The organism is Planctobacterium marinum (genome assembly GCF_036322805.1).
Taxonomy (GTDB): domain Bacteria; phylum Pseudomonadota; class Gammaproteobacteria; order Enterobacterales; family Alteromonadaceae; genus Planctobacterium; species Planctobacterium marinum_A.
In genome coordinates, this window is the sequence record NZ_AP027272.1 from 3,965,057 (window position 1) to 3,991,421 (window position 26,365).

Here is a 26,365-nt window from a genome sequence, read left to right on the forward strand (position 1 = left end):
CGCTACACGCCCTCTTCCTCGGAAGTATTGTCGGAACGAGAAAAGCGTAATGCCCCGATAGCGATAAAGCGCAATTGTTTTTCCACTCGCTGGGCAAGCATTTGCATTTGTTCCGGCGAGGCATCAATCGCATCCGCTCCTGCGCTAAACACGATCCGCACCATTGCTTCTGCTTGCAAGCCGGACATTTCACGACTCATTTTAGTAGTTTCCACCGTGTAATCTGTAAGCTCGTCAACAAAATGACTTATCTCTCTTTGCACCGCAGCCCTGAATGCCTGTGATGTGCCTGTATGTTCACGTAATAACAAGCGAAAAACATTACTATTAGCAGAGACGTATTCCATAAAAGTACTCACGGAAGTATGGATTACACTGCCACCAGACTCGATACGGATGCGTGCTTGACGCATCAACTGCCTCAGTGCCAGGCCTGCTTCATCTACAAGGGTCAATCCTAGCTCATCAATGTCAGTGAAATGCCGGTAAAAAGAGGTCGGAGCAATACCGGCTTTGCGAGCCACTTCCCGCAAGGAAATACTAGACAGGCCTCTCTGCTCATCCAATATAGAAAAGGCAGCATCAATTATCGACCTACGAGTTTTTAGTTTTTGTTCCTTTCGATTCAAATATCTTCCCCTGCTTGAATCAAATGTTTGTTTTCGGTTACAGGTTGCCAATCATAATTGAAGGCACTAAAATTAGCGAACACTTGTAAGCTTAAATATTCCGATGACCAAACCACGCCTTTTAATTGTTAACGTTTTATTCTTTCTTTTTACCACTGCTGTCGCTGTATTTGCAGTGCCTATTGAAGCAGTCATCAATGGCCTGGACTGGGCTGAAATCATTGCATGTATTGTATTTATCTGGATGTCTGGGATGTCTATCACCGCCGGATATCATCGATTATGGTCGCACAAAGCCTACGAAGCACATGCTGTTATTCGCATACTCTTCGCTATTTTTGGCGCCATGGCGGTACAACGCAGTATTTTACATTGGAGTTCAGATCACCGAATTCACCACAAGCACGTAGATGATAACGAAAGGGATCCTTACTCCGCCAGAAAAGGATTTTGGTTTTCGCATCTGGGTTGGATGCTCAGAGATTATAAAACCAATCCCTTTGTAGATTATGCCAACTGCCGTGACTTACAAAAAGACAAAGTTGTGATGTGGCAACATAAACACTACGGAAAAATTTCAATTGCAGCCAATATCGGTATCCCTGCGTTACTGGGATGGCTCAACGGTGATGTATTAGGCATGTTACTGTGGGCCGGAGTATTACGCTTAGTGGTTGTGCACCACGTAACTTTTTTCATTAACTCACTGGCGCATTTGTGGGGACGTCAACCTTACACAGATAAAAATACGGCAAAAGATAATGATATTTTGGCCTTCTTCACTTTTGGTGAGGGTTACCACAATTTTCATCACATTTTCGAATACGACTATCGCAATGGCATCCGTTGGTGGCAGTTTGATCCCACTAAATGGTTAATCAGTGGCTTGTCCTGGTTAAAACTTACCTATAATTTGCGTCGGTGCCCGGAAGAGCGCATCGAAAAGGCACGACTAGCGATGCAATTACAGTATGCCACTGAAAAGGCTCTCAGCCTTGGACACCCAAACAAAGAAGAAATTCTGGCCAAGCTCCAGATCGAATACGACGCATTGGTTGTGAAAATGACAGAGTTTTATCAAGCCCGTAAAAGATTAATGGAAATAAAGAAACGCGCGCTCATTCAGTCCTACGAAGGACTGGAGATCCGCTATAAGTACAAGGAATTAAAAGCGTCTCTGGCAGTGCAGCGAAACAAATGGTTGGATTTGAGTAGAATGCCTTTGCAGTACGCTTGCTAATCGGGCCTCGAACCTAAAATCAGCACTCACTGTTCAGACTAAACAGTTTCACAATTGCAGTTACCTGGCTATTATTCTCCTTAAGCGTTTGAATTGGAGACAAAAATGGCTAAAAGAGCGAGTCGTAAACGGGTAACTGCAAAACCAAAATATCAATTTGACGCTATCGTTATTGGTAGCGGTCCCGGGGGCGAAGGTGTCGCCATGCAGCTGGCCAAGGCCGGCAAAAAAGTTGCAATCGTTGAGAAATATGAATTGGTTGGCGGTGGTTGCACTCACTGGGGAACGATTCCCTCAAAAGCATTAAGGCACTCTGTAAGCCGTTTAATCGAATACAATAGTAATCCACTATTCAACGACAGTGAAAAAGCGCATCACTTAACTTTCGAGCAAATTCTTAGCCACGCCTCCTCGGTTATTCGCAAACAAACCCAATTACGCAGAGGTTTTTACGAGCGCAATCGCGTCACCGTTTTACATGGTGAGGCTTCCTTTGTTGATGAGCATACCTTAAAAATCAACCACCCAGATGGCTCTGTTGAAACTCTAACAGCAGAACAATTCGCTATTGCTACCGGCTCAAGGCCTTACACTCCTAAAGACGTCGATTTCAATCATCCCAGGGTTTATAACAGCGATACTATACTGTCGCTTAATCACGACCCTAAAAGTATTATCATCTACGGTGCAGGTGTTATCGGCACTGAATATGCCAGTATATTTCGCGGTATGGATGTGAAAGTAGACCTGGTCAACATGCGTGAGAGACTACTCTCTTTCCTTGATGCAGAAATATCGGACGCCATCAGTTATCACCTGTGGAACAGTGGTATTGTTATACGTCATAACGAACAGTATGAATCCATCGAAGGCAGAGACGATGGGGTAGTTCTGAATTTGCAATCGGGTAAGAAGATGAAAGCCGACTGTTTGCTATTTGCCAATGGTCGTACGGGCAATACTGATATGCTTAACTTGTCAGCTGTTGGCCTTGAAGCTGATGGTCGAGGACAGTTACGAGTAGATGCTAATTACAAAACCTCTATAGACAACATCTACGCTGTCGGAGATGTTATAGGTTATCCAAGTCTTGCTTCTGCGGCATATAATCAAGGGCGTTTCGCTGGCGAGGCGATGCTTCAAGGTGAAAGTCACTCAACGCTGGTTGAAGATATCCCCACGGGTATTTACACCATTCCGGAAATTAGTTCTGTCGGCAAAACCGAGCAAGAGTTGACCGCACAAAAAGTTCCTTATGAAGTAGGCAGAGCACAGTTTAAGCATCTGGCAAGAGCGCAAATCGCTCACAGTTTAGTTGGCGGATTAAAAATCATTTTTCACCGGGAAACTAAAGAAGTATTGGGAATACATTGTTTTGGGGAACGTGCTTCCGAAATCGTGCATATAGGACAGGCAATTATGCAGCAAGGAGGCAGTGCTAACAGTATTGATTACTTTGTTAACACTACCTTTAATTACCCCACCATGGCTGAGGCCTACAGGGTAGCTGCCATCAACGGCTTAAACCGTTTATTTACTTAATAGTAAGCGTCTTTGCTTTGCTCTGTGTCAAGCTTGGCCAGAGCACCGCTGCTTGCTTCGTCATCATGAGCGATGATATGAATTTCCATGAGTTCCGGGTAAAACTTCATAGTCGCCATTGCGTTACCGCCTAGATCTCCAATTTGCATCTGGAAATCAGACTGAAATTCTTTAAATTTAACATTGCTTTCAATAGTTTGAGACAAGCACTCAGCATTTAAGCTTAGTTCTGTCGAGTCAACGCACTTGAACAAGTTATTTTTATCCTGGACAGACTCGGCAAAAGACATTGTACTTACTAAGGTTGATACCAAAAACAAAACTGATTTACGCACCTTTACCTCCAAATAAGAGCCAATCACATTATTAACATAGCACAATTAATTACCAATGTAACCATTTTCGATTATATTCTTTTTTTGTATGAAAAATTTAATTCAAATTATAAGCAAATGCGACCTGTGCAAAGCTTCATTGCCACAGTCTCCCAAGCCGATATTACAGCTAGGGAAAAGTGCAAAAATCATTGTTATAGGTCAGGCTCCAGGAAGATTAGCTCATGAAACGGGTAAGCCCTGGAACGACAAATCAGGAGAGCGATTGAGAAGATGGCTAAATCTAACGAAAAATGTATTTTACGACTCAGAGCAGGTTGCTTTAATACCTATGGGCTTTTGCTTTCCGGGCTCGGGGAAAAGTGGTGACTTGCCACCAAAAAAAGAATGCGCTCCTTTTTGGCACCCCAAAATCTTAACAACACTACCTGTTCACATTCCGAAGTTACTGGTAGGGAGTCACGCACAACAATACTACCTCAATGACAAGCTTTCGTTGACTGACCGCTGTCGCCAATGGCAACACTACACACCAGATTATCTGCCACTACCTCATCCATCGCCCAGAAATAATATCTGGATAAAGAAAAACCCCTGGTTTGAAGCAGAGGTTTTGCCTGAATATCAAAAGCTAGTGGGCAATGCTTTATCAGTCTGAAGGCGACTCCGAGGAGTCATGTTTCGCCAGGAATTCGATAAGTTCGTCATAAGGCATAGGTTTAGCAAATAGATAGCCCTGAGCTTCATCACAGCCGAGATCCAACATGTACTTGGCTTGTTCGCGTTTTTCCACCCCTTCAGCAATCGTTTTTAAGCCCAGTTTCTGCCCCAGGGTAACGATAGTTTCAGCAATAAAGGCTTGTTTACCTGGTTCAACCTCTTTAACAAAGGCACGATCAACTTTAAGACGATCTAATGGTAATTGTTGCAGATAGCTCATAGATGAGAAGCCTGTTCCAAAATCATCAATGGCAATCTGCACACCACTACTTTTAAGATCTTTTAATGACTCGACAACAATTTGCGGGTCGTCCATAACCAAGCTTTCTGTTATCTCCAACTCAAGATTTTTCGGCTTAATTTCCAGTTTATTTAAGGTGTCCTTGATAAGAGGCACAAAACGAGGATCTCTAAACTGCGGCATTGAGATATTCACCGCGACCCTTAAGTCCTTGTAACCTAAACCTTCGAGCGCTTTCAAGCGTTCACAGGATTCAAGTAACACCCATTCACCTATCTCAATAATCAAACCCGAGTATTCTGCTAGCGGCACAAATACCGCCGGCGAAACATATCCACCTTCGCGAGAAGGCCAACGTAACAAGGCCTCCATTCCTATAACTTTCTCGGTAGCAAGGTCGATTTGTGGTTGGAACCATACCTGTAATTTTCGTTCGGCAAAGTCCGCTCGCAATTGACGAATCATTCCCAAACGCCAGGTGGTTTTTTCTTCCATCTCTGGGGCGTAAAACTCATAGTTTGTGGTGATGTTTTTCTTGGCGCGATTCAATGCAATATTAGTTTGCTTGAGTAGATTAATACCGCTGGCGGATTCCAATAGGCGTGTTAATCCGATGGTGATATTCACGGGTAAGGTGTGATCGCCGGCCTTAAAAGGTACAGAAAATACTGAATCGATTTGTTTAGGCGCGATTTTGTCACTCTTACCAATTAAGCCAAATACATCAGCACCAATTCTTGCCATCAGACAAGTGTCACCAAATTTTTCTGTCAGTCTCTCTGAAACCGCAATCAACAGCTTGTTGCCGACTTCTTGACCCAAGCCATCATTGATATCAGAGAAGTGATTAATGTCGATTAGCGCAATCATATCCGCATCAGAGTCGTTATCTGTGCGATTGAGCTCATCCAGCATATTGATGAACTCGTTGCGATTAGGTAGCTTGGTAAGATAATCCCTGAAAGCTGCATTGCGCAATTGATGGAAGAGGTTCACATTCTCATAACCTACAGAGACACTAGACAGAAACACTTCCAACAATTGCTTGTTTACGTCGCTAATCTCATTACCGGCCTGGATGTACACTGCGGCTTCATAGCCCGAACTATCCATGTAGAGAACCGAATAATCTTCACCAAAGATATGATTTCTCATCTGAAGACATTGGGTGACGTGCATCACAATTTTATCATTGCGAATACTTTCCAGTCTTTCATTTATGAAGGTAGCAAAGTCTCCCGCAGCGCCAAGGACGTAAACGCCGTCTTCCTCTTTATCCAGCACAGAGCCAGCCCGCGCACATAGTACACCGCCCGCTTCGAGGCCAATTAAAGAGCTGATTTGCTCCACTACGCCTTCACAAAAGCCCTTTACGGAGTGTTCCTCCAACAGGTTTGCGGCTGAGCCAATGATTTTTTCAAGTCCTTTGCGGCTCTGATTGATAGTTAAAATTTGTTGATAAGAACGCAAAGAAGCAATAATAGTCGTTACCAGCTTACTGCGAGTTAGCTCAGTCTTAGTTTTGTAGTCATTGATATCGTATTCTTTAATGACACTTTCTTCAGGCGCGTAACCCGGCTGCCCGGTACGCAAGATGATTCGAGGTTCTTCAAGATTCATTTCCTCACGCATTTTGCGCGCAACCTGAAGCCCGGCATCATCAGCTTCCATCACAACATCAAGTAACAGTACTGCGATTTCATGTCCTCGCTCCCTAAGAAATGACAAGGCCTCTTCGCCTGAATAGGCATGATGAAAACACAAACTTTTGCCATTGAGGCTCAAATCTGAAAGGGCCAGGCGGGTAACGGAGTGAATTTCCTCGTCATCGTCCACAACCAGCACATGCCAAACTCCTGCTGTTGACTCGGACGCTTCTACATCAACATCTTCTTCATCCAGGAAGATTAATTCATCATTCTCGTAATCAGTGGGACACATCTACTCTTCGCCAAATATTATTATAGTAAGTTGACTAAAACCTTGTACGCCATCACCTCTGTTTAAAGCACATCGGTTTGCAAGTGGCTCTGCTTTTTTCACTTATTGAACTTACCTTAGCCTAAAGTCAGCAAAAGCGAAACATCTATTAACATTGAATGAGGGGTTTTACTGTACAAAAAACCATCACAACTCACGATTTTCCAGCCGACCGCCTAAAATTACCCAAAGTCAGGGACATTTTAATGAAAATAGTGGCATATTAATGATAAGTTCAAGCTCTGCAGTCTTTTGAATATTTTATGACAGATGTACGAAGCGTGTCAGGCGCAGCACCACAATCGATAACCAGTCAAAAAAAACAGATTCCGTTACGGAAGCCGTGCAACTCCCCGAATCCGACAAAACTGCAGAGCGAAAATCATCACAAGCCATAACGAATCGCATTACCAGCTGGTTTGCTCAAGCCGGAGTTTCTAAAAAGAGTGATGGCTTCGAGCGAGATGCAAATAAAAAGACAGAACGTCGTCGCATCATTAGTGAACAACGCAAGCTACAAAATCTTGAAAATGTTATGGAGAAGGCGCTGGAGTTTTGCCCTGATTCAGACACCGCAGAGAATATTGATCCCGATTGGTTTTTTAGTTTCGTCACAATGGCAGAAGATATCTATTCACCCACTATGCAAGAAATCTGGGGAAAGATATTTGCAGTTGAAGTTACCACTCCCGGTACTTTCTCAACCAGAACGTTACGCACTTTAAAAGAATTAACTCAACGGGATGCCAAGATGTTTCAGGCGGCAGTAAGTCTGTCTTCAAGGAAGAAGGGAGAATACAGCCCCAAAATCATTTATGGCTATTATCAAAAGCCCTCATTCATCCGCTTTTTACACCTCAACAAGAATCGCCAGCTCAACCTTGCCGAGTTTGGTCTCCCTTATCCAGACATATTGTCTCTTATGGATGCGGGCCTTATTTACAACTCGGAAATTGAGTCTGGCGAGCTTTCCACGCGTTCTCGCACTGAATGGCGTTTGGGGAACCATACCATCCACTTATCCCCAAAACGCAGCAGTTTGTTTTTGAATTATTATAAATTTACGCCCACCGGCGCAGAATTAAGTAAGTTGGTAGCCACGGAACCGGGCCATGCTTACCTGGAGAAGCTTAAGACCTTTTTATCAGTCGATTTCGATGTAGTATAAAGTTACTCAAATTAAGGTAATTAAATACCATCACCGAATTCGTGCAATCCACACTCTCTTTTCAACCCATTAAAGCGGGTGTCTTGTTCGCTCATACCTGCCTCTAACGGCCTTGTCGTATGCCAATCACCGACAGAAACATAGCCCTGTTCCCAAAGAGGATGATAAGGCAAATTATTTTCTTCCAGAAAATAATGAATGTCTTTATTGGTCCAGTCCAAAATTGGATACACTTTGAATTTATCGTCCACAATTTGCAGAACCGACAAAGTATTGCGCTGATCAGACTGGGTTCTGCGTAAACCAGCAAACCAACTTTTTATGTCCAGCTCCTCCTGCGCAATCCGCATAGGAGTAACTTTATTCATGTGGTTATATTTGGCCAGGCCTTCTTCGCCTTTTTCCCAAAGCTTTCCAAATCGGGCCTCCTGCCATGCAGGAGAAAGGCTGGCTCGGTAGGTTTTCAAATTCAGATTGAGTTTTTCCGTTAACTGGTCGGCAAACTGATAAGTTTCTGGAAAAAGGTATCCCGTATCAGTAAACACAACCGGGATGTCTGGCATTTGCTCGGTAATCAACTTCAGCATTACAGCAGCTTGAATTCCAAAGCTGGAAGACACCATGAAGTTTTCAGGCAGGTGTTCCATTGCCCAGCTTATGCGCTCTTGAGCACTGGATTTCTCCAGTTGGTTATTGATTTCCAGCAACTGCTGTGACGACAGCGTTGCTGGATCCAATTTTACATTACTTAGCTGCTGTAGTGCTGCATTAGTCATAAAAATCTCTCGCAGGATCAATTACTGGCTTGATGACATCTGCTCGGATCAGAAAATCACCGAAGCGCTCGTCATCATTACGCTCTTTTGCCCATCGGCCCACTAACAAATCGATATCTGCAAAGATTTCATCTTCGGAAATATTCTCTTTGTACATTCTCGGAATTCGGGTTCCGGTATAATCACCACCCAGATGCAAGTTGTACTTTCCGGGTCCCTTACCCACCAAGCCGATTTCCGCCAACATGGCTCGACCACATCCATTAGGGCAGCCCGTAATACGGAAAATAATTTCCTCTTCAGCAACACCGTGTTTTTTCAAGATTGTTTCTAATCTTTCAACTGCCTCGGGTAGATAGCGTTCAGCCTCTGCCATTGCGAGCGGGCAAGTAGGTAAAGACACACAGGCCATGGAGGCTTTTTTCTGTGGTGAAACACCGTCCTGCAACAATCCGTGCTGACGGGCCAATTGCTCTATTTGAGCTTTATCTTCTGTGGCAACACCCGCAATAATTAAATTCTGATTTGCCGTGATTCTGAAATCACCTTTGTGGACTTTGGCAATCTCTGCGCAGCCCGTTTTTAAAGTCGCGCCCTCAAAGTCTAAGATACGTCCGTTTTCTATAAACACGGTGAGGTGATGTTTGCCATCAATACCTTCTACCCAGCCAATGCGATCGCCACGAGCAGTAAATTCAAATGGTTGCGGTTCTGCGAAGTTCACCCCTGCACGGCGTTCAACTTCGGCTTTAAATACTTCCACACCAACAGCTTCAAGGGTGTACTTAGTTTTGGCATTTTTACGATTACTGCGATTACCCCAATCTCGTTGAGTGGTCACTACCGCCTCAGCCACCTTTAACGTATCTTCTTTGGAGATATATCCAAAGTTATCAGCTTGTCTTGGATAAGTTTCAGAGTCGCCATGCGTCATGGCTAATCCACCACCTACCAATACATTAAAGCCCACCAGCTTTCCGTTTTCAGCAATAGCAATAAAACTCAAATCGTTGGCATGCACATCCACATCGTTTTGCGGAGGGATTGCTACGGTGGTTTTGAACTTCCGGGGCAGATATTTCTCACCCAAGATTGGTTCTTGATCTGTTGTTTCTAACTTTTCCCCATCCAACCAAATTTCAGCATAAGCACGTGTTTTAGGTAGCAAGTGCTCACTTATTTTTTTGGCCCAATCATAGGCTTCTTGGTGCAGCTCAGATTGATATGGGTTTGAGGTGCACAAAACGTTGCGATTAACATCGCCAGCGGTTGCAATAGAATCAATTCCCACTTTATTCAGCGTTTGATGCATCAATTTAATGTTTGGCTTCAGCACTCCGTGAAACTGAAAGGTTTGACGTGTCGTCAGTCGAATACTGCCATATAAGGAGTAATCATCAGCGAATTTATCAATCGCTAACCACTGCTCAGGATTAATGATCCCTCCGGGTAATCTGGCGCGCAACATCACATTGTGCAAAGGCTCCAGCTTTTGTTTTGCACGCTCCGCTCGAATATCGCGATCGTCCTGTTGGTACATACCGTGAAATCGAATTAACTGGAAATTATCCGGACCAAATCCACCAGTTACATTATCTTTCAGATCTTCTGCGATTGTTCCACGCAGAAAATTACTGTCACCCTTAATTCTTTCATTCGGTGAAGGTTTGCCGTGATTATTACCGGTACTCATTAATAAACATCCTTCTGATAACGCTTTGCTCTGCGCAAATCATTAATATACTGCTCCGCCTCTTCGGCTGACTTTTTGCCATACTGCTGGACGATGCTTAACAAGGCATCATTGACATCTTTGGCCATATGAGTGGCATCGCCACACACATAAAAGTGCGCGCCCTGCTCTAGCCATTGCCAAACTTCAGCACCGCTCTCTAACAGGCGATGCTGTACATAAATTTTATCTTTCTGATCTCTGGAAAAAGCAAGAGAGATCTTATCCAGCACCCCCTCGCTTAAAAAGCGTTGCCACTCCACCTGGTAGAGGAAGTCTTGAGTGAAATTAGGATTACCAAAAAACAGCCAGTTTTTACCTTCGGCCTCTTGTGCTTCTCTCTCTTGCATAAAGGCTCTGAAAGGAGCGATACCGGTTCCGGGCCCTACCATAATGACCGGAGTATTGGGATCTTCTGGCAATCTGAAGTTAGCGTTTTTCTCAACATATACCTTTACTTTTTGGCCTTCTTCTAACCGCGTCCCTAAATAGCCGGAGGCGCCACCTTGATGCTGGAAACCAAACTTTTCATACTCCACCAAAGCAACCGTTAGATGCACTTCATCTTCCACTTCAGCCTGGCTGCTGGCTATGGAATAAAGCCTTGGCATCAGTGGGCGAAGTGAATCCACCAGTTGCTGGGCAGTGATTTGCGCTGGAAATTCTTTAATCACGTCGATGATTTGCCTGTCTGCCAGGTACTCTCGCAATTGCGCCTTGTCATTTAGCAGAGCTGCGACTTCTTCAGCCCCAGTTGCATCAGCATATTTTTGTACAAAACCGGGATAACTCTGGGTCAATTCCAACTTTTCAACTAAGGCAGCTTTCACGGTGAAGCTTTCGTCTTTCAGCTTAACTTCCGTGGTTTCATCAATACCCAACAGGCTCAGAATATCAGCCACCAGGGCTTCGTCATTCAAAAACCAAACACCCAGAGCGTCACCGGGCTGATATTCTAAACCGGACTCTTCCAGTGAAATTTCGATATGACGAATATCTTTAACCGAATCACGTCCAGTAATTTTGATACTTTCAATAAGCTCGGCAGCAAAAGGATTCTTTTTGGAATACTGCGACTGAGATTGCGGTTGAGCAGTGCTACGCTGAATTCCCGGAATAGAGACAACTTCGGCAGATTTGAATTCTTCCTGTAATCGCGAGGTTAACTGGTTGCTCCAGACATCAGCATCAGTTTCAAAGTCTACGTCACAATCAACGCGAGCAACAATTGGTGTGGCACCTAATTTATTGAGCCTTTCGTCAAAGTCTTTTGCGGTCTGGCAGAAAAACTCATAGCTGCTATCGCCCAAACCAAGAACGGAATACTTGAGACCATCGAGCTTAGGCGCCTTTTTGCTGCCTAAAAATTCATGTAGCTGCACAGCATCATCAGGTGCATCACCCTCACCGTGGGTGCTAACAACAATTACAATATGGCTTTCGTTTTTAAGGTTTTTAGGTTTGTAATCTGCCATGTTAAACAATTTGGCATTGATACCATCGGCTTTGGCTTTGTCCAGATATTGCTCTGCCAGGCTCTTGGCATTACCGGTCTGAGACCCATAAAGGATAGTAACACTTTTGCTTGCTACCGCTTCAGGATGTGCAACAGGTGCTGCGGGCAACTGCCCGGCTTGTGCCAAACCTGCAAGATAGCCACTTGCCCACAATAGTTGGGTACTATCGAGTCCTGACACTGCAGCATTTAGTTGCTGCCATTGTTGTTCATTAAGAAGTGCAACTGGCGAGTACGCCGGATTTCCTGATGTAGCCATAATTTAATTAACCTTTGAAAATACACTACAAGGTTAACGCTACTTATTCATAACTTGAAAGAATTAAAGATGATTTTTAATAACCAAAAAGATTAAAAACTAATGAAAGAAAAAAAACATATCATATGGGGACCTTCTCGCCCCCGAGCTCACCATTAGCCCTGACTCAGTAACTCAGATAAATCAATAATTGCCGCATTGGCTCTGGAGATGTAGTTAGCCATCACGAGTGAATGATTTGCCAGCGCACCAAAGCCACTGCCGTTTAAAATCATGGGGCTCCACACGGTTTGTTGGGTTGCCTCTAGTTCCCGAATGATTTGCTGCAAACTAACGCGCGCATTTTTCTTTTCCAGTACGTCAGCAAAATCCACCTCAACCGCTTTTAAAAAGTGCAGCAAGGCCCAACTGGCGCCACGGGCTTCGTAAAAGTTATTGTCTAATTGCCACCAGCTGGTTTTAATCATTAAATTTTGCGCGGAAGGTGTAGACTGTCTGGCATTTGGATCGCCCGCCAGGTCTGTGTTAATTCTTTCCTGCCCAACGCTGGCGCTTAATCGTTGAGACAGGCTGCCCAAGCGTTTTTCTACTTGTTTAAGCCATTCACGCAAGTTGTCTGCACGGGCGTAAAACTGCGCCTCTCCCTGCCTTGGATCTTGCAAATCCAGCAGATAATCATCAATAGCATCCAACCCTTTTCGATATTGCGACTCGGCAGAAGGTAATATCCATCCTCTATGATTTACGTTTAAAGCGGGCTGTGCAATAACCAGAGCTGGATTCTCAATAGACTGAGATTGAGAGCGACTAAAATCCTTGCGCATTGCTAATGCCAGGTCTCGCACCATCTCAAGTACACCGAATTCCCAAGCGGGCATGTCATCCATAAATACAGAAGGCGGTATGACATCGTTAGACAGATAACCACCAGGTTTATCTAGCAGTGTGCTTCCCACGGTGTGTAAGGTCCGGGTGAGCGTAACACCGGTCACCGGAGGCTGATTAGTTTGCTCCCTGACATCAAAAGTATCAGGTTCAGCGCTCCAGTAAAAAACCAGAAAAAAAATGAGTACAAAAACAATACTGACTGATGCAATTATCCAACGTTTGTCTAATGCTTTTTCCATATCCATTCACTCCTGGTTTTGTCATCCACTTTTAGGTTTATGGCAATGATACCAAACTATGATGCCGTTTGTTTGCCCCCACCTGCAACTAAATAAATAACAAGTAATAAAAACAAGATGGGCCAGAACATGTGCAAGCCGATAAATAAAACACTGAATAACACGGCACCAAAGCCCAATAGTAAAGCGCCAACCAAGCTGACAGCTAAAAATAAACCGAATAATAACAGTGCACCTGCAATGATGACAAAGATTAGACCTTCCAAAAAAGGCTCAAACATCTGCAAACCATCGAGGTGAACTGCGTACCATCCGAAAGAAGGTTCGTCACACAATAACGTTAACCCCACCAGTAACAATACAGCGACCAACAACGTTTTCATGACTCCTCCTCAATCGGACAAAAAGATTTATCTTGATGGCAATAACACTACAGCAACCAGATAGGCCGCGGCAATAGGAACCGGAAACGCAAGGAAAGCGAGTACGGTTGCCAACCTGACCATCCAAGCCTCAACACCATAGTGACGAGCAATGCCCGCACAGACACCCATTACTTTTTTGTTAATACTGCTTTTATATATGCGATTGGTATCGTACATCTCTTTCATATTTGTTCTCCGGTATTATAAATGGCGGTTAAGCGACCTTTTTCTTCAATGCCTCTAACTCAGCCTCAATTTTTTCTTCAGCTTCCATTTGCGCAAATTCGTCATTTAGGGATTTTGCCGCTGTTGTATATTCGTAAGCATCAACCTTGGCTTCCAACTCATCAATTTTGGTTTCATAGCTTTCGAAGCGTCCCAACACCTGATCTACATTGTAGGTTTCCACTTGCTTCTTCACTTCAAGCCGGGTTTTGGCATGCTCAAATCGAGTTTGCATGGTTTTGCGCTTGGCTTTAGCTTCGGCCAGTTTGGCCACCAGCCTTGAGCAATCCTCTTGAATTTTTTCCAGGTTTTCAGTTACCTGCTCATTGGCACCATTGATGTGCTCAATCTCTACATCGACTTTTTGCTTTTCTATCAGCGCCGCTCTGGCCAGGTCATCGCGCTCTTTGCTGATGGCTTTCTGGGCTTTTTCTTCCCAATCTGAGGAGGTTTTGTTGAGCGCTCTTAATTTGCGTTGAATGGTTTTCTGCTCAGCGAGATGTTTGGCAGCAATAGCTCGAATCTCCACCAAGTTTTCTTCCATTTCTGAAATGATCAATGACAACAACTTTTCCGGATCTTCGGCTTTATCCAGTGCAGAATTAATGTTTGATTGCAGGATATCGGACATTCTTGAAAATACACCCATAGCAGGTCTCCTTGGTCTTTAACTGTTTTTCACATAAGTTACTACATTGATTACAATCAGCGTGCCAATCTTGAAAACTAATTATCTAATTGAAATTAAAGGTTTTTTTAAGAATGCCTTATATTTATTTTTGGAAGGTCATAATCCCAAAACAAAAAAGTGGTGATATTGGTCAATTATGTGTGAATTTAGCCAATCCTGTACTTTGCTACTCACAAGTACTCTAAAGTGAATGTAAACAGCCACATGTGAGATCAGCTTGCAAGCTGAAAATAATTCGAGTGGTTTTATTATCAATAATTAAACTAAATAGAGAGAGACTTTGAATAGTGTGTGACGCTGGCACATGCAATAAAGCAGGACTTGAGAAACAAACGTGAGGCAAATGAGAAAAGAGAATAATCTGCCGATTATTCTCTTTAAAAAGACCCTTGATGCTTTTCCAGTTGCATCTTGTGCAAAAGACTCACCAGAAAAGCGCTTAACCCAAATGTGAGTACGGGTGCCAACAAAATGGCTAGCAGGCTGAATGAAGAAATCATAATGAATAACTTATTCAGAAGCGGCTATTTCTTCATCAGACTGATTTTGAGTCGCGCTGATAAGTACCCGTGTCTCTATACCACTATCTTGCAACTCAACTTTGTGCGTGGTGTTTAATACATCTGCATAGGCAGCGTTTTGCAATTCAACGCTGGTTTTGCTTGATGCTTCCTGGACGTAATAGTCCGTTACATCATTTAGCGACACTTCATGCGCAGTTGCAGCACCTGCTAAGGTGACACCCGCGATAACAAATAATACATTTTTAAGCTTACCCGACATGATCTAACTCCTGATTGATTACTGAACCCTGTTAACCCTTTATGTCGCTATAAACGACACAAAGGTTTTAGCGATACTTGTGCCAGATTTAAAATATTTATTATCTTATTGATTTATATGAATTTTATTTTTTGAAAATATTTTAGCTATATCACGGTGATGCTTTGCCTGGTTAAACATTAGGAAAATTAACCAGGGAGTTGGTTAAATTCGCCAACTCATGAGAACTCCTTTACAAAACCATGTCATCACCGGACAATATTGGCAGTAAAACTTGACTGTAGCAGCGATGAAAATAGCTCTGGCACAAATGCATGTGGTTCCCATGAACCCTGAAAAAAACCTCGAAACGATGCTCAACATGATAGAGAGCGCCCGGCAGCAAAACGCTGAAATTGTGGTGTTCCCAGAACTGTGTTTAAGTGGCTATCTGCTGAGTGACCAATGGTTAAATCGGCAATTCTGTCGTGACTTAATGCACTTAAATGCACCATTGTTAGAGGCAAGTAAGGGGCTGACGTTAGTTTTTGGCAACATTTATGAAGTCCCGGCAACAGATTCTGGCGGGTTTCATCCCAATAAAGATGGCCGCACTCGACTATACAATGCCGCTTACGTAATGCATGACGGCGCCTATGCTCAACGTTCAGAAAGTGTCGACTTTCTTCTACCTGATGGAGTTCACCCTAAAACTCTACTTCCAAACTACCGCTTTTTTGATGATCAACGCTATTTCTTTTCGCTGGCCGATGTGGCGCAAGATTTTTCCGTCCCGGTTTCATCATTAGCTCAGCCATTTTTGATTGATACTTCTGACGGCCCAATAAAATTAGGCGTTCAGGTATGCGAAGATCTCTGGTGCAAGGATTACCGCATTCAGGGGGAAAGTATCAACGTCTCCAAATATTTAATTCAAAATGGTGCTGACTTGCTGGTGAATATCTCCGCATCACCTTGGACATTCCACAAGAACGATGCGCGCGACCGTCGTATTAAGTTTCTCAAAGCGGAAATTGAGCAAGCAGATTTGTCTTTTGTGCCTTTTTATTATGCTAATAACGTTGGCGCGCAAAATAACGGTAAAAACATCGTCACCTTCGACGGGGACAGCTCTGCCTACAATCGCAAAGGAGAGCTTGTCCGGGAGAGTATTAAGCCTTTTCAACAGGACCTGTTAGTGCTTGACCACCAGAAGATTGACAAGGTTACAGCTCAGCGTGGAAGCAGCGCCCGAATTGCACAAAAGTATCATGCTATTGTGACTGGTCTTCGCCATATTCCGGAATTATTGGGCTGGCAAGAGCCCCCTAAGTTTGTGATTGGCTTAAGTGGCGGCGTGGATAGTGCGCTGGTAGCCGCTTTATTAAAACAGGCATTTGGTGCGGATAGTGTCTGGACAGTGAACATGCCAAGCCAGTACAACTCGGAAAAAACCAAAAATGCGGCAGCATTTATCAGCGAGAAATTGGGCGTAAAACACTTGGTTGTACCCATTGAGTCACTAGTACAAGAGCAGATGGAAGTGTTTGGAAAATTGGACGAGAGCTGCCCCTCACCGCAGTGGATGCGCAAACTATCCGATGAAAACATTCAAGCCAAAATAAGAGGTACCAGCATCCTGTCAAATATTGCTGGCCGCTATGGGCGTATGTTCACCAATAATGGTAATAAAGTGGAAATTGCGCTGGGTTACGCCACCTTATACGGTGATGTCGGCGGTGTTATCGCTCCGATAGGCGATCTGACCAAAGCCGAAGTATTTGCCATGGTGCGTTTTTTAAATAGCGAAATATTCAAAGAAGAAGTACTGCCGGAAACCATGCTACCTGATGAGCTTTTCCGTTTTGGTAGCGACGACATTGCTCCTAGTGCAGAATTGCGCGATGCACAAGTCGACCCTATGAAATTTGGCTATCACTGCGCCCTTTTAGAGGCTGCAACCTCTTTTAAGAAAGTTACAGCAGAAGAAGTGATGAGTTGGTATCTGGAAGGTACGTTAGCCAAACACCTAAACGTTGCAGAAGCCTTATTACAGCGTTGGGGGCTGAAAGATCCTGAGACTTTTATCACGGATTTGGAATGGTTTTACGAAGCGATTCGCAAAAGTGTGTTTAAGCGTATTCAGGCTCCGCCCATTATTCTGACAAGCCCTTCAGCTTATGGTTTTGATATCAGGGAAAGTCAACTTCCCCAATGGCAAAGCCCCAATTATTTAGCGCTTAAACAAAAAGTACTTGCGATGGATAGCTACCAAGAGCGATTAGCTCTTGGGGGCAGACTCTAGCTTAGATATTCTTCCCTGGATTTCAGCTTCGCTCGGGTAGTCATCATGGCATCAACTGCCTCATTGAGCACGCTTGCCTGAGTACCGGGTTTAATAGCATTCTCACTCAAATAGCGTCGCCAGATCCGAGAGGCGGGCTCGCCCTGATACAATCCAAGCATGTGTCTGATGACGTGCCAGGCTCGGCCACCACCAGCAATGTGTCGTTCAACATAGGGTATCATCAGTGTAACAATATCTTCTCGGCTAAAGGATGTTTGCAGATTAAACAGTTCAGCTTCTACCTGAGTTAATATCCACGGGTTACTGTACACTTCGCGCCCCATCATCACGCCATCAGTGTAATCCAGATGAGTTTTAACATCACTGAGTGTTTTGATACCGCCATTGATACTGATATGCAGCTGCGGAAACTCTTGTTTTAGCTGATAAACACGCTCGTATTTAAGTGGTGGGATTTCTCTATTTTCCTTCGGACTCAGTCCTTGCAACCACGCTTTTCGGGCATGCACGATAAAATGCTCACAACCAGCGTCAGCAACGGTTTTAATAAACCTGGTCAGGTCCTCATATTCATCCATATCATCGATGCCAATACGAGACTTCACTGTAACCGGAATATCCACTGCTTTTTGCATCTGTTGCACACTGGCAGCAACAACATCCGGCTCCGCCATTAAACAGGCGCCAAAACTGCCATTTTTTACCCGATCTGAAGGGCAACCTACGTTGATGTTGACTTCATCGTATCCCAGCGCTTGCGCTTGTTCAGCGCAGCGAGCCATGTCCTCAGCATTCGAGCCGCCCAGTTGCAGTGCAACCGGGTGTTCTTCTTGGTTGAAGCCCAGATAATCGCCTTTGCCAAAAATGATCGCTCCGGTGGTCACCATTTCGGTATACAACAGAACGTTTTTACTCATCAAGCGATAAAAATAGCGGCAATGACGGTCTGTCCAGTCCAGCATGGGGGCCACGGAGAACTTGCGCGCAGTATTAATATCGGTCGGTGCCATGAAACTTCATATCCAGTTTAAAAATGGGCGCGAAGTGTACAACAAATGGACAGGTATGCGCAAAAATTCGTAGCCTTGTCTCAACTAATAAAAAGCGGGCCCGACCAATGTCGAGCCTTTAACACTGTTTATAGACATTCGAACGGCGTTAGTATCAATCAGAACGAGTCACTGGATAACCTTTATTCATCCAGCCAAAAATCCCTTCGTACAATACTGCAGTATTATCAAAGCCCATGTCTTTTAGCTGATCAACCAGATAAACCGAAGCCGCTCTCGGACAAGAACAATAAGCGACAATTTGAGCATCTCTCGGCAAATCTTGTACTTTTTGCTCAAGGTCCGTGTAATACGGAAAAGGAATAGAGCCCTCTATGTGTGCTCTTTGCCATACAGAGGGTACCCTGGTATCGAGGATTACCATTTTGGCTTTACTCTGCATAGCTTGATAGAGCTGTTCAGAGTCGATGAATTGACCATCTTTAAGCTCCCATTCGGGATTGTCACTCTCTTTATTGAGTACATATTGATCAGGTGTAGGGATAGGCCTCAGTGGCATTTTTTCCTGAGTCCAACCACTGGCTTTACTTCGAATAAACGCCGTAACATCGTCTAATTCGCGATCTGATAGCAAATCCCCAAAGGCTGGCATCGGTGTGCCTTGTCGGCCCTGCTCAATGGCGTAACGAATAAATTCGTCTTTATTGTGAGCCAAAAAGGACTGGTTACCTAAGGTCGGTGCGGTAATGCCCTCGCCATTTTTACCATGGCAAGACGCGCACTGCTGCTGATAAATCTGCTCACCCGCTTTAACATCACCGGAAACCTTATCCTCGCTGAGTTTAATGCGTTCAGCACCCGACTCCCAAAATAGCCAATAGGTTAAATCCCAGGCTTCGTCTAGTGTCAGTGGTCCCCCCACCTCATCGAGATAGCCCGCCATTGCCGTGCCTTCTCTTCCATAATTTAAAGGCCGTAACACGCCGTGGGGAATACCAGACTCCATCAAACTCTTACTGCGCAATGAGGGAGCGTGATCGTTAGCATGCCCCTCTCTGTCCTTACCATGACATAAGCTGCAATATTTTTGGTAATTCTGCTCAGCACGTTCAGCTTGTTCGCTGGTTAACTTGCGTGGAGGCCCTTGTTTTTCATAAGTTGTAGCGAAAATTGGCAGCGCTGCAAGCTGCACGAATAGTAACGCGGTAAACAGGCAGGTTTTCATATTGAGATTCAGATTATCCTTAGTATGATTACTTTATCATTCTGGCATAAAACCGAAAACTTTGATTGTTTCCAGCTATTTCAGGACCAGTCAAAATATCACAAAAAAGCCGCGGAAATGCGCGGCTTTTTGTTCAATACGAGGACTCGAACCTTATCTCATCTTGGGATTTTTACCCGTTGCTGATAAGTTCACTACAATACGACGATTTTTACTGTGAGCAGACTCACCATTACCTTGCACGGCGAGCTCGGTTTCCCCTTTGCCAACTGTTTCAATCTGATTGGCAGCAAAACCGTACTTATCCACAAGTATCTTCTTAAGGGACTCGGCACGGCGTTTAGATAAGCCCATATTGTATTCATCAGTACCTGGCGCAGAGGTATGACCGATAATCTGTAAATACTTAATGCCATTATCACGAGCGAAATCAACCAACTCTTTTATCTTGCTATTGTAATCAGAAGTGATCACATCACTGTTGTTGGCGTAATAAACAATGAGCTGGTGCTGATAGTCTACCGCTTCGTAAAGTGTACAACCTTTGCTATCGACAGCGTGACTCTGCGGCGTTCCCGGACAAGCGTCTTTATCGTCATAAACACCATCTTTATCGCTGTCTACAGGACCAGAGTCCGCCATTTTTACCGGTGCTGGTGCCGGCTGAGGAGCTGGACGCAGTGCAGGTTTTGTGGCTTTTTTCGGAGCACTGGTATCAAAGAAATAACGCAAGCCCAAAGTGACGTTATCTGATTTATCGCGATCAAACTCATAGCGAACGGCAGCCAGGTAAGCTTGCATTTTCTCGGTTACCTGATAACTCACTTCAGCGCCATAGTACATATCGGTACCGGAATCAGACACCACAGAAGAGAAAGGCGTGGAGTCAATGTCATTGTCCCACTCCCAGAATCCTACTTTGGCTGAAAGTTTCATTATGTCAAAAGGTAATGAAAGCACGATACCCGCTGTTAGGCCTTCTCCAGACTCGGGAACCTGAGCCGAGGCATCTTGCAGAAACTCTGCGGTATCGGTAGTGAAGCCAGTAAACGTGGATGTGTAATCACCCAAATCGCGATAGCCAACTTCCAGCGCAAAATTCGGATTAACCTGGTAACCAAATAACAACCCATGAGACAAATCCGAATCGTCGAAACTAAAGGAATTAATCTGTAATCCAGCGTCGTCGGCAGTGCTTAAAAAGCGCTCTTTGTCAAAATCGCTAACACTTTTTCCAAATTCGCCACCAATGTACCATCCCAATTGCGGAGAGCATTTTGTGTCGGTATCAAAACAAGATTCGACAGCGCTTGTTTGAGTCGTATACAAACCAAGGGACAACAAGCTGGTTAGAACGAGAGAGTGTTTAAAAAGGCGCTCCATATGCAATTTGCTCCAGATATATGTGTTCAAAAAATTCTTGCCATTTAGGCATAGTATATAGTGTGATAAAATTAATTCAGCCTTGCTGAGCAATAATTCTCACTAATTGTTGTATTGACACCAACATAGCTACCAAAGTCACTCATTCTCAATACTTTTTGCCATTATTTTTGTTTTTCTGGTGATGAAAAATAAAAATACAACAAGACTTCCTCACCCGGCTAAACATTGTGGTACAATCTCGCCGTTTGTTGTATTTTTGAAGTGCCATGAGTCAGGAAGCGATTTTAGATAAAGCAAAAGCCTATTGCGAAGCCAAAGGTGTGCGATTTACCTCATTGAGAGAAAAAGTGTACGCGCTGATGTTGGAAAAACAGGGCGCCGTTGGCGCGTATGATTTGTTGGATCTACTAAAAGCCACCGAAGACTCTGCCAAACCTGCGACCGTCTATCGCTCTTTAGACTTTCTATTGGAGATGGGGCTGGTTCACAAAGTAGAATCAGATAACACCTTTATTGCTTGCCATCATTTTGACTGTCACCATCCTGTACAGTTCTTAATTTGTGAATCTTGTGGAATCGTGCAGGAAATACAATCTGCAGGTCTAAAAGAGCAGCTTGAAGAACAAGCCACCAATCTTGGCTTTAAAGTAAAAAAACAAACAATTGAAGCACACGGTTTGTGTGCACAGTGTCAATAAACTGCTACTTCTGATACTTAGTTTCAAGCAGCTTAACGACCATTTAGATATTTTTCGATAAATCTCTTAATTTCTTTGCTAAGCTTATGACTAGCAAAGAAAAAATAGAATTAACTTTGGAAGTTTTTAAATAATGAATGCGGAATTCGTTAACCCATTTATCATCTCATTAGTAAATGTGTTAAAAACGATGGCTCAAATCGAATTGCAAATCGGAAAGCCTCAAAAAAAGGCCGACTCTAAAGCCAGAGGTGATGTATCTGGCCTTATCGGTATGGTGGGCTCTAATATTGCGGGCTCGATGTCGATTACCTTCGAAGAAGGTTTAGCGTTGCAAGTTATGGAAGGGATGTTGGGCGAAAGACCTGACTCACTTGATGACGAAGTCAACGATATGGTGGGTGAAATTACCAACATGGTGGCTGGCGGAGCCAAAAAGGAGCTGGCTAAAAAAGGTTATGATGTGGGTATGGCAACACCCGTTGTGGTGTCTGGCAAAGAACACACCATCAACCACAAAGTCAGTGGCCACAAAATGATATTGCCTTTCAAAGCGGAAGGCGGAAAAGCCTACATCGAAATTTGTTTCGACAAGTAAGCCGGCAAGCGGCTCTATGTGGCAACAAAAAAATATCCGTTTAAAGGCCCGAAATAGAGGGTTTCATCTAATTACCGATGAAATCCTTGATGCCCTTCCCGAACTATCAAGCATCAACATTGGTTTGTGCCATTTATTCTTACAGCACACCAGTGCCAGTTTAACCATAAACGAAAACGCTGACCCTACTGTGCGCAGTGATATGGAATCTCATCTCAACAAAATTGTTCCCGAGAATGCCCCCTATTATCAACACACTTATGAAGGCCCCGATGATATGCCTGCGCATATAAAATCCTGTCTTTTCGGTGTCAGCCTCGCAATCCCCATCAGCAAAGGTCGGCTTGCCTTAGGTACCTGGCAAGGGATTTATCTAGGAGAGCATAGAGACCATGGCGGGCAGCGCAACGTTCAAGTCACGCTGCAGGGTGAATGAGCAGGCATACCAATTAGTATTAATATATGATCGCTCAGCGCAGCCTCAGGGGCATTAGTTCGAGGCGTGCGAATGAAAGAATACTGGTGGTCTTATGAACTTCGCGCAACAAAGAAATAATGTCCCTGAGGCACGTCTTCGATGGGTTTGAAACGCATTTATACGGTGTTGGATGTTTTCGATTTAGCCCCACTAGATCATCAAACATCCGCCTTGTCTAAATGCGTTTCAATTCCCACTGAGTAGAGCAAATATTAATACTAATTGGTATCATTCGCTCAACTCTACAAAGTAGCGTTTAGTCACCCCCGGTCCTTTACTACAGCGTACCTTACGCTTAATCGAGTAGGTTTGGATCTGTTCTGCGCACGTCATGTTTTGTGCCTTTAAGCCGAACTTAGCGATATATTCCGCTTTTTTCGCATCAATACGCGTCTGCAACGGTGCTGATGCTGCGTTATAAAAGGTGTCGTATTGCTGCTGCCAGTCATCTCGTTTAACTTCATTTGCTACTGCTAACCAAGCCATTCCCAACACAGAAGATTGTTGTACATGCTGCCCTTTCATAAACATAAAAGCCAAAAAGTACTGAGACTCTTTGAGACCCCATGTAGCGGTTTCACTTAACAACTCGAAAGACTCTTGATATTCACCGGCATTATATTTCTTAATACCGAGTCGCTCTTGCAGAAACAATGTTTTTGAAGATTGCTGTTCAATGCCAGTGCTTTTACAAGCAGACATTACCGCAAAAGCCATGACGACCAACAAAGCTCTAGGTAATATGTTCATAACCTTCCTTGTTTAAAAAGTGTTTTATTCTTGTGGGAAATCTGTCGCAACCACCGGGGTATAATTGTCAAAGCGAGAAAACTTGCCCTGGAATGTGAGTCTGACAGAACCGATAGGACCATTCCTTTGCTTACCTATGATAACTTCAGCAACGCCTTTATCTGGCGAATTCTCGTTATACACCTCATCACGATAAATAAACATGATCAAATCGGCATCCTGCTCAATAGAGCCGGATTCCCTCAAATCTGAGTTGATGGGACGTTTATCAGCTCTTTGTTCCAAACTACGGTTAAGCTGAGACAGTGCAATAACCGGAACTTCCAGCTCTTTCGCTAACGCTTTAAGAGAACGTGATATCTCGGCAATTTCCAAAGTACGATTATCCGAGAAAGCGGGAGCACGCATTAACTGCAAATAGTCCACCATGATCAGGCTAAGACCGCCGTGATCGCGATGGATTTTTCTGGCGCGAGAGCGGACTTCCATTGGTGTCAAACCGGAGGAGTCATCAATAAAGAGGTTGTTCTTTTCATCCAGCTGTTTAACGGTATTTGAAATTCGTGCCCAGTCTTCATCTTCTAACTGAGCGGTTCTGACACGGGTCTGATCCACCCGGCTCAAGGAAGCGAGCATCCTCATCATGATCTGTTCTGAGGGCATCTCAAGACTATATACCAACACAGGTTTATCCGAGCCCATCATGGCGTTTTCACACAAGTTCATGGCAAAAGTGGTTTTACCCATAGAAGGACGTGCAGCGACAATAATCAAATCAGAGCGCTGCAAACCACTGGTCATCTTGTCCAAATCGGCATAACCTGTAGATACCCCAGTAATATCAGCGCCCTGCTTATTCAGGGTATCCAAACGGTCGATAGTGGCTTTGAGCACAGAATTAACATCTTGTGGACCTTCACTTTGGCTGGTGCGCTTTTCTGCAATCTGGAAAACCTTGTTTTCCGCCTGATCCAGAATCTCTGAAGACTCTAACCCTTCAGGATAGTAACTGGTTTCCGCAATATCATTAGCCGCACCGATAAGTTCGCGGCGAATCGCCCGTTCTTTGATGATGTTGGCATAAGCCACCACATTAGCGGCACTTGGAGTGTTTTTCGCCAGCTCAGCCAAATAGGCAAAACCGCCTGCATCTTCCAGCTCGTCTCGGTGCTCTAAGTCTTCGGAGACGGTAATTAAATCTACGGGTTTGGATTTTTCCAGCAAACGGATGATAGCGGCATAGATAATCTGATGAGAGCGGTTGTAGAAATCTTCCTGGATGACAATTTCAGCAACGCGATCCCATGAATCGGGCGCAATAAGCATACTACCCAATACTGACTGCTCCGCCTCAATGGAATGAGGGGGCGTTTTGAGTTTCTCAACTTTGGCATCTTTTTCGCGCGCTGACTCGCCGCGTCCACCGACAGCTTTCACTATATACCTACATCACCTGATTGAATGGGATCATTATCACTTATTCTGTCTTCGCCTGCTAGTGTCCAAAGCATAGTGCCAACGAAAAAAGCCGACTCAATGGTCGGCTCTATCACGGAATAGCACTCGGCTTAGTTCTTTTGTGTATCCAGAACAATGCGGCCACTCACTGTGGACAGTTCCACTTTTGCTTTGCCGCCATTTACCGCAAACTCTAACCAGCGACCGGGGCCGTATTTGGCTTTTTGCATACGGTCATCTGTGATGCGATTGACGATATTACCACCGGCATGCCCGGTAATATCAAACGACGCTGATACATTTTTTTGCACTTCCAGGTAAATACGTCCTGAAACCGTTGCCCCCTCGATTTCACCGCGTTCCATAAGCGTCAGGCTCACATCCATTTCACCATTTACTGAGTCCATCCGCAGTGAATCAACCTCCGCAAGTTGTAGTTCAATGCCGCCATTAACTGTTTCAACACTCACGTCCTTGATATTGCTGCGACTTTCGATGTTGCCATTAACAGATCCTAAGCTGAGCTTCTTACCGCTAGAGTTACGGTCACGGATTTTGCCATTCACGGTTTCCATATCAATATCACCAGCCAGGTTATCCCCTTCGATTTTGCCGTTAACCGACTGCAACCCTATACGGCCACTAATATCTTCGGCTTCTATGTTGCCATTAACCGTATTGGCGTCTAGTCCACGCTCAAGTTTACTGATCTCAGCATCGGCATTAACACCACTGTAAGTAACATGGCTTTTAATGGGTACGAAGATTTCCAGATTGTCGCCTCGACCACCAGAGCCCCAATTGCCACCGCGATTTTTGGGGATCTTCACCTGGATAAGAATGCGTCCGTTACGCTCTTCAAAGATAAACTCTTCTGCTTTTTCGTCCAGTTCACCTTTTACTCTCACTTCCGCTTTATCCCAACCTCGTATATCGACATTGCCATTAACATGCTCAATTTCCACATCGATATCGTCCTTCACTTGTAAGGTTTCATTAACCTTTTCTCCTGCTACCAGGGGTAAGGAAATCGTCATCACAAGCGCCAATAGGGGACTCAGTAATTTGTACTTCATAATCTACCTT

25 protein-coding genes are annotated in these 26,365 nt (G+C 44.2%); 8 read left to right on the forward strand and 17 right to left on the reverse strand.

The genetic code is table 11. From position 1 onward, the window contains the following. Positions 1-2: 2 nt before the first annotated feature. Entirely contained in the window at positions 3-629 is a 627-nt protein-coding gene (gene fabR / locus AABA75_RS17525; protein WP_338294036.1) for an HTH-type transcriptional repressor FabR, read from the reverse strand. 103 nt (positions 630-732) lie between these two features. On the opposite strand from fabR, the gene AABA75_RS17530 reads away from it, so the two are divergent. After that, positions 733-1,869 carry an acyl-CoA desaturase gene (locus AABA75_RS17530; RefSeq protein WP_338294037.1) on the forward strand — a complete coding sequence of 379 codons (1,137 nt, stop codon included), beginning with the start codon at positions 733-735 and terminating at the stop codon, positions 1,867-1,869. A 105-nt stretch (positions 1,870-1,974) separates the two neighbouring features. Next, complete coding sequence (gene sthA, locus AABA75_RS17535; protein WP_338294038.1) at positions 1,975-3,411, forward strand: Si-specific NAD(P)(+) transhydrogenase; 1,437 nt, start codon at positions 1,975-1,977, stop codon at positions 3,409-3,411. Here sthA and AABA75_RS17540 read toward each other — a convergent pair. Then, positions 3,408-3,746 (reverse strand): pyridine nucleotide transhydrogenase, encoded by a 339-nt coding sequence (locus AABA75_RS17540; protein WP_338294039.1) that lies wholly within the window; start codon positions 3,744-3,746, stop codon positions 3,408-3,410. The genes sthA and AABA75_RS17540 overlap by 4 nt on opposite strands. Before the next feature lie 88 nt (positions 3,747-3,834). Between AABA75_RS17540 and AABA75_RS17545 the strand changes: the two genes are divergently transcribed. Continuing rightward, a complete protein-coding gene (locus AABA75_RS17545) occupies positions 3,835-4,404 on the forward strand; it encodes a uracil-DNA glycosylase family protein (protein ID WP_338294040.1) in 570 nt (189 codons plus the stop codon). Here the strand turns inward: AABA75_RS17545 and AABA75_RS17550 are convergent. Then, positions 4,396-6,648, reverse strand: coding sequence for a bifunctional diguanylate cyclase/phosphodiesterase (locus tag AABA75_RS17550; RefSeq protein WP_338294041.1), 2,253 nt, complete (start codon positions 6,646-6,648; stop codon positions 4,396-4,398). The genes AABA75_RS17545 and AABA75_RS17550 overlap by 9 nt on opposite strands. A 382-nt stretch (positions 6,649-7,030) precedes the next feature. On the opposite strand from AABA75_RS17550, the gene AABA75_RS17555 reads away from it, so the two are divergent. Next, positions 7,031-7,855 (forward strand): TIGR03899 family protein, encoded by an 825-nt coding sequence (locus tag AABA75_RS17555; protein ID WP_338294042.1) that lies wholly within the window; start codon positions 7,031-7,033, stop codon positions 7,853-7,855. Positions 7,856-7,875: 20 nt separating this feature from the next. Here the strand turns inward: AABA75_RS17555 and AABA75_RS17560 are convergent, their stop codons facing one another. The 8 genes from AABA75_RS17560 to AABA75_RS17595 form a co-directional block, all read right to left on the reverse strand. Next, the gene (locus AABA75_RS17560; RefSeq protein WP_338294043.1) at positions 7,876-8,631 is read right to left on the reverse strand and encodes a phosphoadenylyl-sulfate reductase; all 756 of its coding nucleotides are present in this window, start codon (positions 8,629-8,631) and stop codon (positions 7,876-7,878) included. Then, entirely contained in the window at positions 8,624-10,324 is a 1,701-nt protein-coding gene (gene cysI / locus AABA75_RS17565; RefSeq protein ID WP_338294044.1) for an assimilatory sulfite reductase (NADPH) hemoprotein subunit, read from the reverse strand. The genes AABA75_RS17560 and cysI overlap by 8 nt, the downstream gene beginning before the upstream one ends. Further along, positions 10,324-12,138, reverse strand: coding sequence for an assimilatory sulfite reductase (NADPH) flavoprotein subunit (locus tag AABA75_RS17570; RefSeq protein ID WP_338294045.1), 1,815 nt, complete (start codon positions 12,136-12,138; stop codon positions 10,324-10,326). Before AABA75_RS17570 ends, cysI begins: the two co-directional genes overlap by 1 nt. Positions 12,139-12,293: 155 nt before the next feature. Then, a complete protein-coding gene (locus AABA75_RS17575) occupies positions 12,294-13,265 on the reverse strand; it encodes a DUF2333 family protein (RefSeq protein ID WP_338294046.1) in 972 nt (323 codons plus the stop codon). 56 nt (positions 13,266-13,321) lie between these two features. Continuing rightward, a complete protein-coding gene (locus tag AABA75_RS17580; RefSeq protein ID WP_338294047.1) occupies positions 13,322-13,648 on the reverse strand; it encodes a hypothetical protein in 327 nt (108 codons plus the stop codon). A gap of 27 nt (positions 13,649-13,675) precedes the next feature. Further along, complete coding sequence (locus AABA75_RS17585) at positions 13,676-13,876, reverse strand: PspC domain-containing protein (protein WP_338294048.1); 201 nt, start codon at positions 13,874-13,876, stop codon at positions 13,676-13,678. 28 nt (positions 13,877-13,904) lie between these two features. Continuing rightward, positions 13,905-14,564 (reverse strand): phage shock protein PspA, encoded by a 660-nt coding sequence (gene pspA / locus AABA75_RS17590; protein WP_338294049.1) that lies wholly within the window; start codon positions 14,562-14,564, stop codon positions 13,905-13,907. 552 nt (positions 14,565-15,116) lie between these two features. Then, on the reverse strand, positions 15,117-15,389 hold the full coding sequence (locus AABA75_RS17595; RefSeq protein WP_338294050.1) for a hypothetical protein: 273 nt from the start codon (positions 15,387-15,389) through the stop codon (positions 15,117-15,119). 274 nt (positions 15,390-15,663) lie between these two features. Between AABA75_RS17595 and nadE the strand changes: the two genes are divergently transcribed. After that, positions 15,664-17,673 carry an NAD(+) synthase gene (gene nadE, locus AABA75_RS17600; RefSeq protein ID WP_338294051.1) on the forward strand — a complete coding sequence of 670 codons (2,010 nt, stop codon included), beginning with the start codon at positions 15,664-15,666 and terminating at the stop codon, positions 17,671-17,673. Here nadE and dusA read toward each other — a convergent pair. From dusA to AABA75_RS17615, 3 genes are all read right to left on the reverse strand, one after another. Next, complete coding sequence (gene dusA, locus AABA75_RS17605) at positions 17,670-18,686, reverse strand: tRNA dihydrouridine(20/20a) synthase DusA (protein WP_338294052.1); 1,017 nt, start codon at positions 18,684-18,686, stop codon at positions 17,670-17,672. The two genes, nadE and dusA, sit on opposite strands and share 4 nt — an antisense overlap. 154 nt (positions 18,687-18,840) lie before the next feature. After that, positions 18,841-19,911 carry a c-type cytochrome gene (locus tag AABA75_RS17610; protein WP_338294053.1) on the reverse strand — a complete coding sequence of 357 codons (1,071 nt, stop codon included), beginning with the start codon at positions 19,909-19,911 and terminating at the stop codon, positions 18,841-18,843. A gap of 153 nt (positions 19,912-20,064) precedes the next feature. Continuing rightward, on the reverse strand, positions 20,065-21,294 hold the full coding sequence (locus tag AABA75_RS17615; RefSeq protein WP_338294054.1) for an OmpA family protein: 1,230 nt from the start codon (positions 21,292-21,294) through the stop codon (positions 20,065-20,067). A 269-nt stretch (positions 21,295-21,563) separates the two neighbouring features. On the opposite strand from AABA75_RS17615, the gene AABA75_RS17620 reads away from it, so the two are divergent. The 3 genes from AABA75_RS17620 to AABA75_RS17630 all read left to right on the forward strand — a co-directional run bounded on the left by AABA75_RS17620 (position 21,564) and on the right by AABA75_RS17630 (position 23,029). Next, positions 21,564-21,995, forward strand: a complete 432-nt coding sequence (locus AABA75_RS17620) for a transcriptional repressor (protein ID WP_338294055.1) — start codon at positions 21,564-21,566, stop codon at positions 21,993-21,995. Between the two features lie 133 nt (positions 21,996-22,128). Next, positions 22,129-22,593 (forward strand): chemotaxis protein CheX, encoded by a 465-nt coding sequence (locus tag AABA75_RS17625; protein WP_338294056.1) that lies wholly within the window; start codon positions 22,129-22,131, stop codon positions 22,591-22,593. Positions 22,594-22,609: 16 nt separating this feature from the next. Further along, a complete protein-coding gene (locus tag AABA75_RS17630; RefSeq protein ID WP_338294057.1) occupies positions 22,610-23,029 on the forward strand; it encodes a secondary thiamine-phosphate synthase enzyme YjbQ in 420 nt (139 codons plus the stop codon). Between the two features lie 270 nt (positions 23,030-23,299). Here the strand turns inward: AABA75_RS17630 and AABA75_RS17635 are convergent, their stop codons facing one another. The 3 genes from AABA75_RS17635 to AABA75_RS17645 form a co-directional block, all read right to left on the reverse strand. Further along, the gene (locus AABA75_RS17635; RefSeq protein WP_338294058.1) at positions 23,300-23,821 is read right to left on the reverse strand and encodes a sel1 repeat family protein; all 522 of its coding nucleotides are present in this window, start codon (positions 23,819-23,821) and stop codon (positions 23,300-23,302) included. A 24-nt stretch (positions 23,822-23,845) separates the two neighbouring features. Continuing rightward, the gene (dnaB, locus tag AABA75_RS17640) at positions 23,846-25,258 is read right to left on the reverse strand and encodes a replicative DNA helicase (RefSeq protein ID WP_338294059.1); all 1,413 of its coding nucleotides are present in this window, start codon (positions 25,256-25,258) and stop codon (positions 23,846-23,848) included. Positions 25,259-25,389: 131 nt separating this feature from the next. Beyond that, positions 25,390-26,355 (reverse strand): DUF4097 family beta strand repeat-containing protein, encoded by a 966-nt coding sequence (locus AABA75_RS17645; protein WP_338294060.1) that lies wholly within the window; start codon positions 26,353-26,355, stop codon positions 25,390-25,392. Positions 26,356-26,365: the final 10 nt, after the last annotated feature.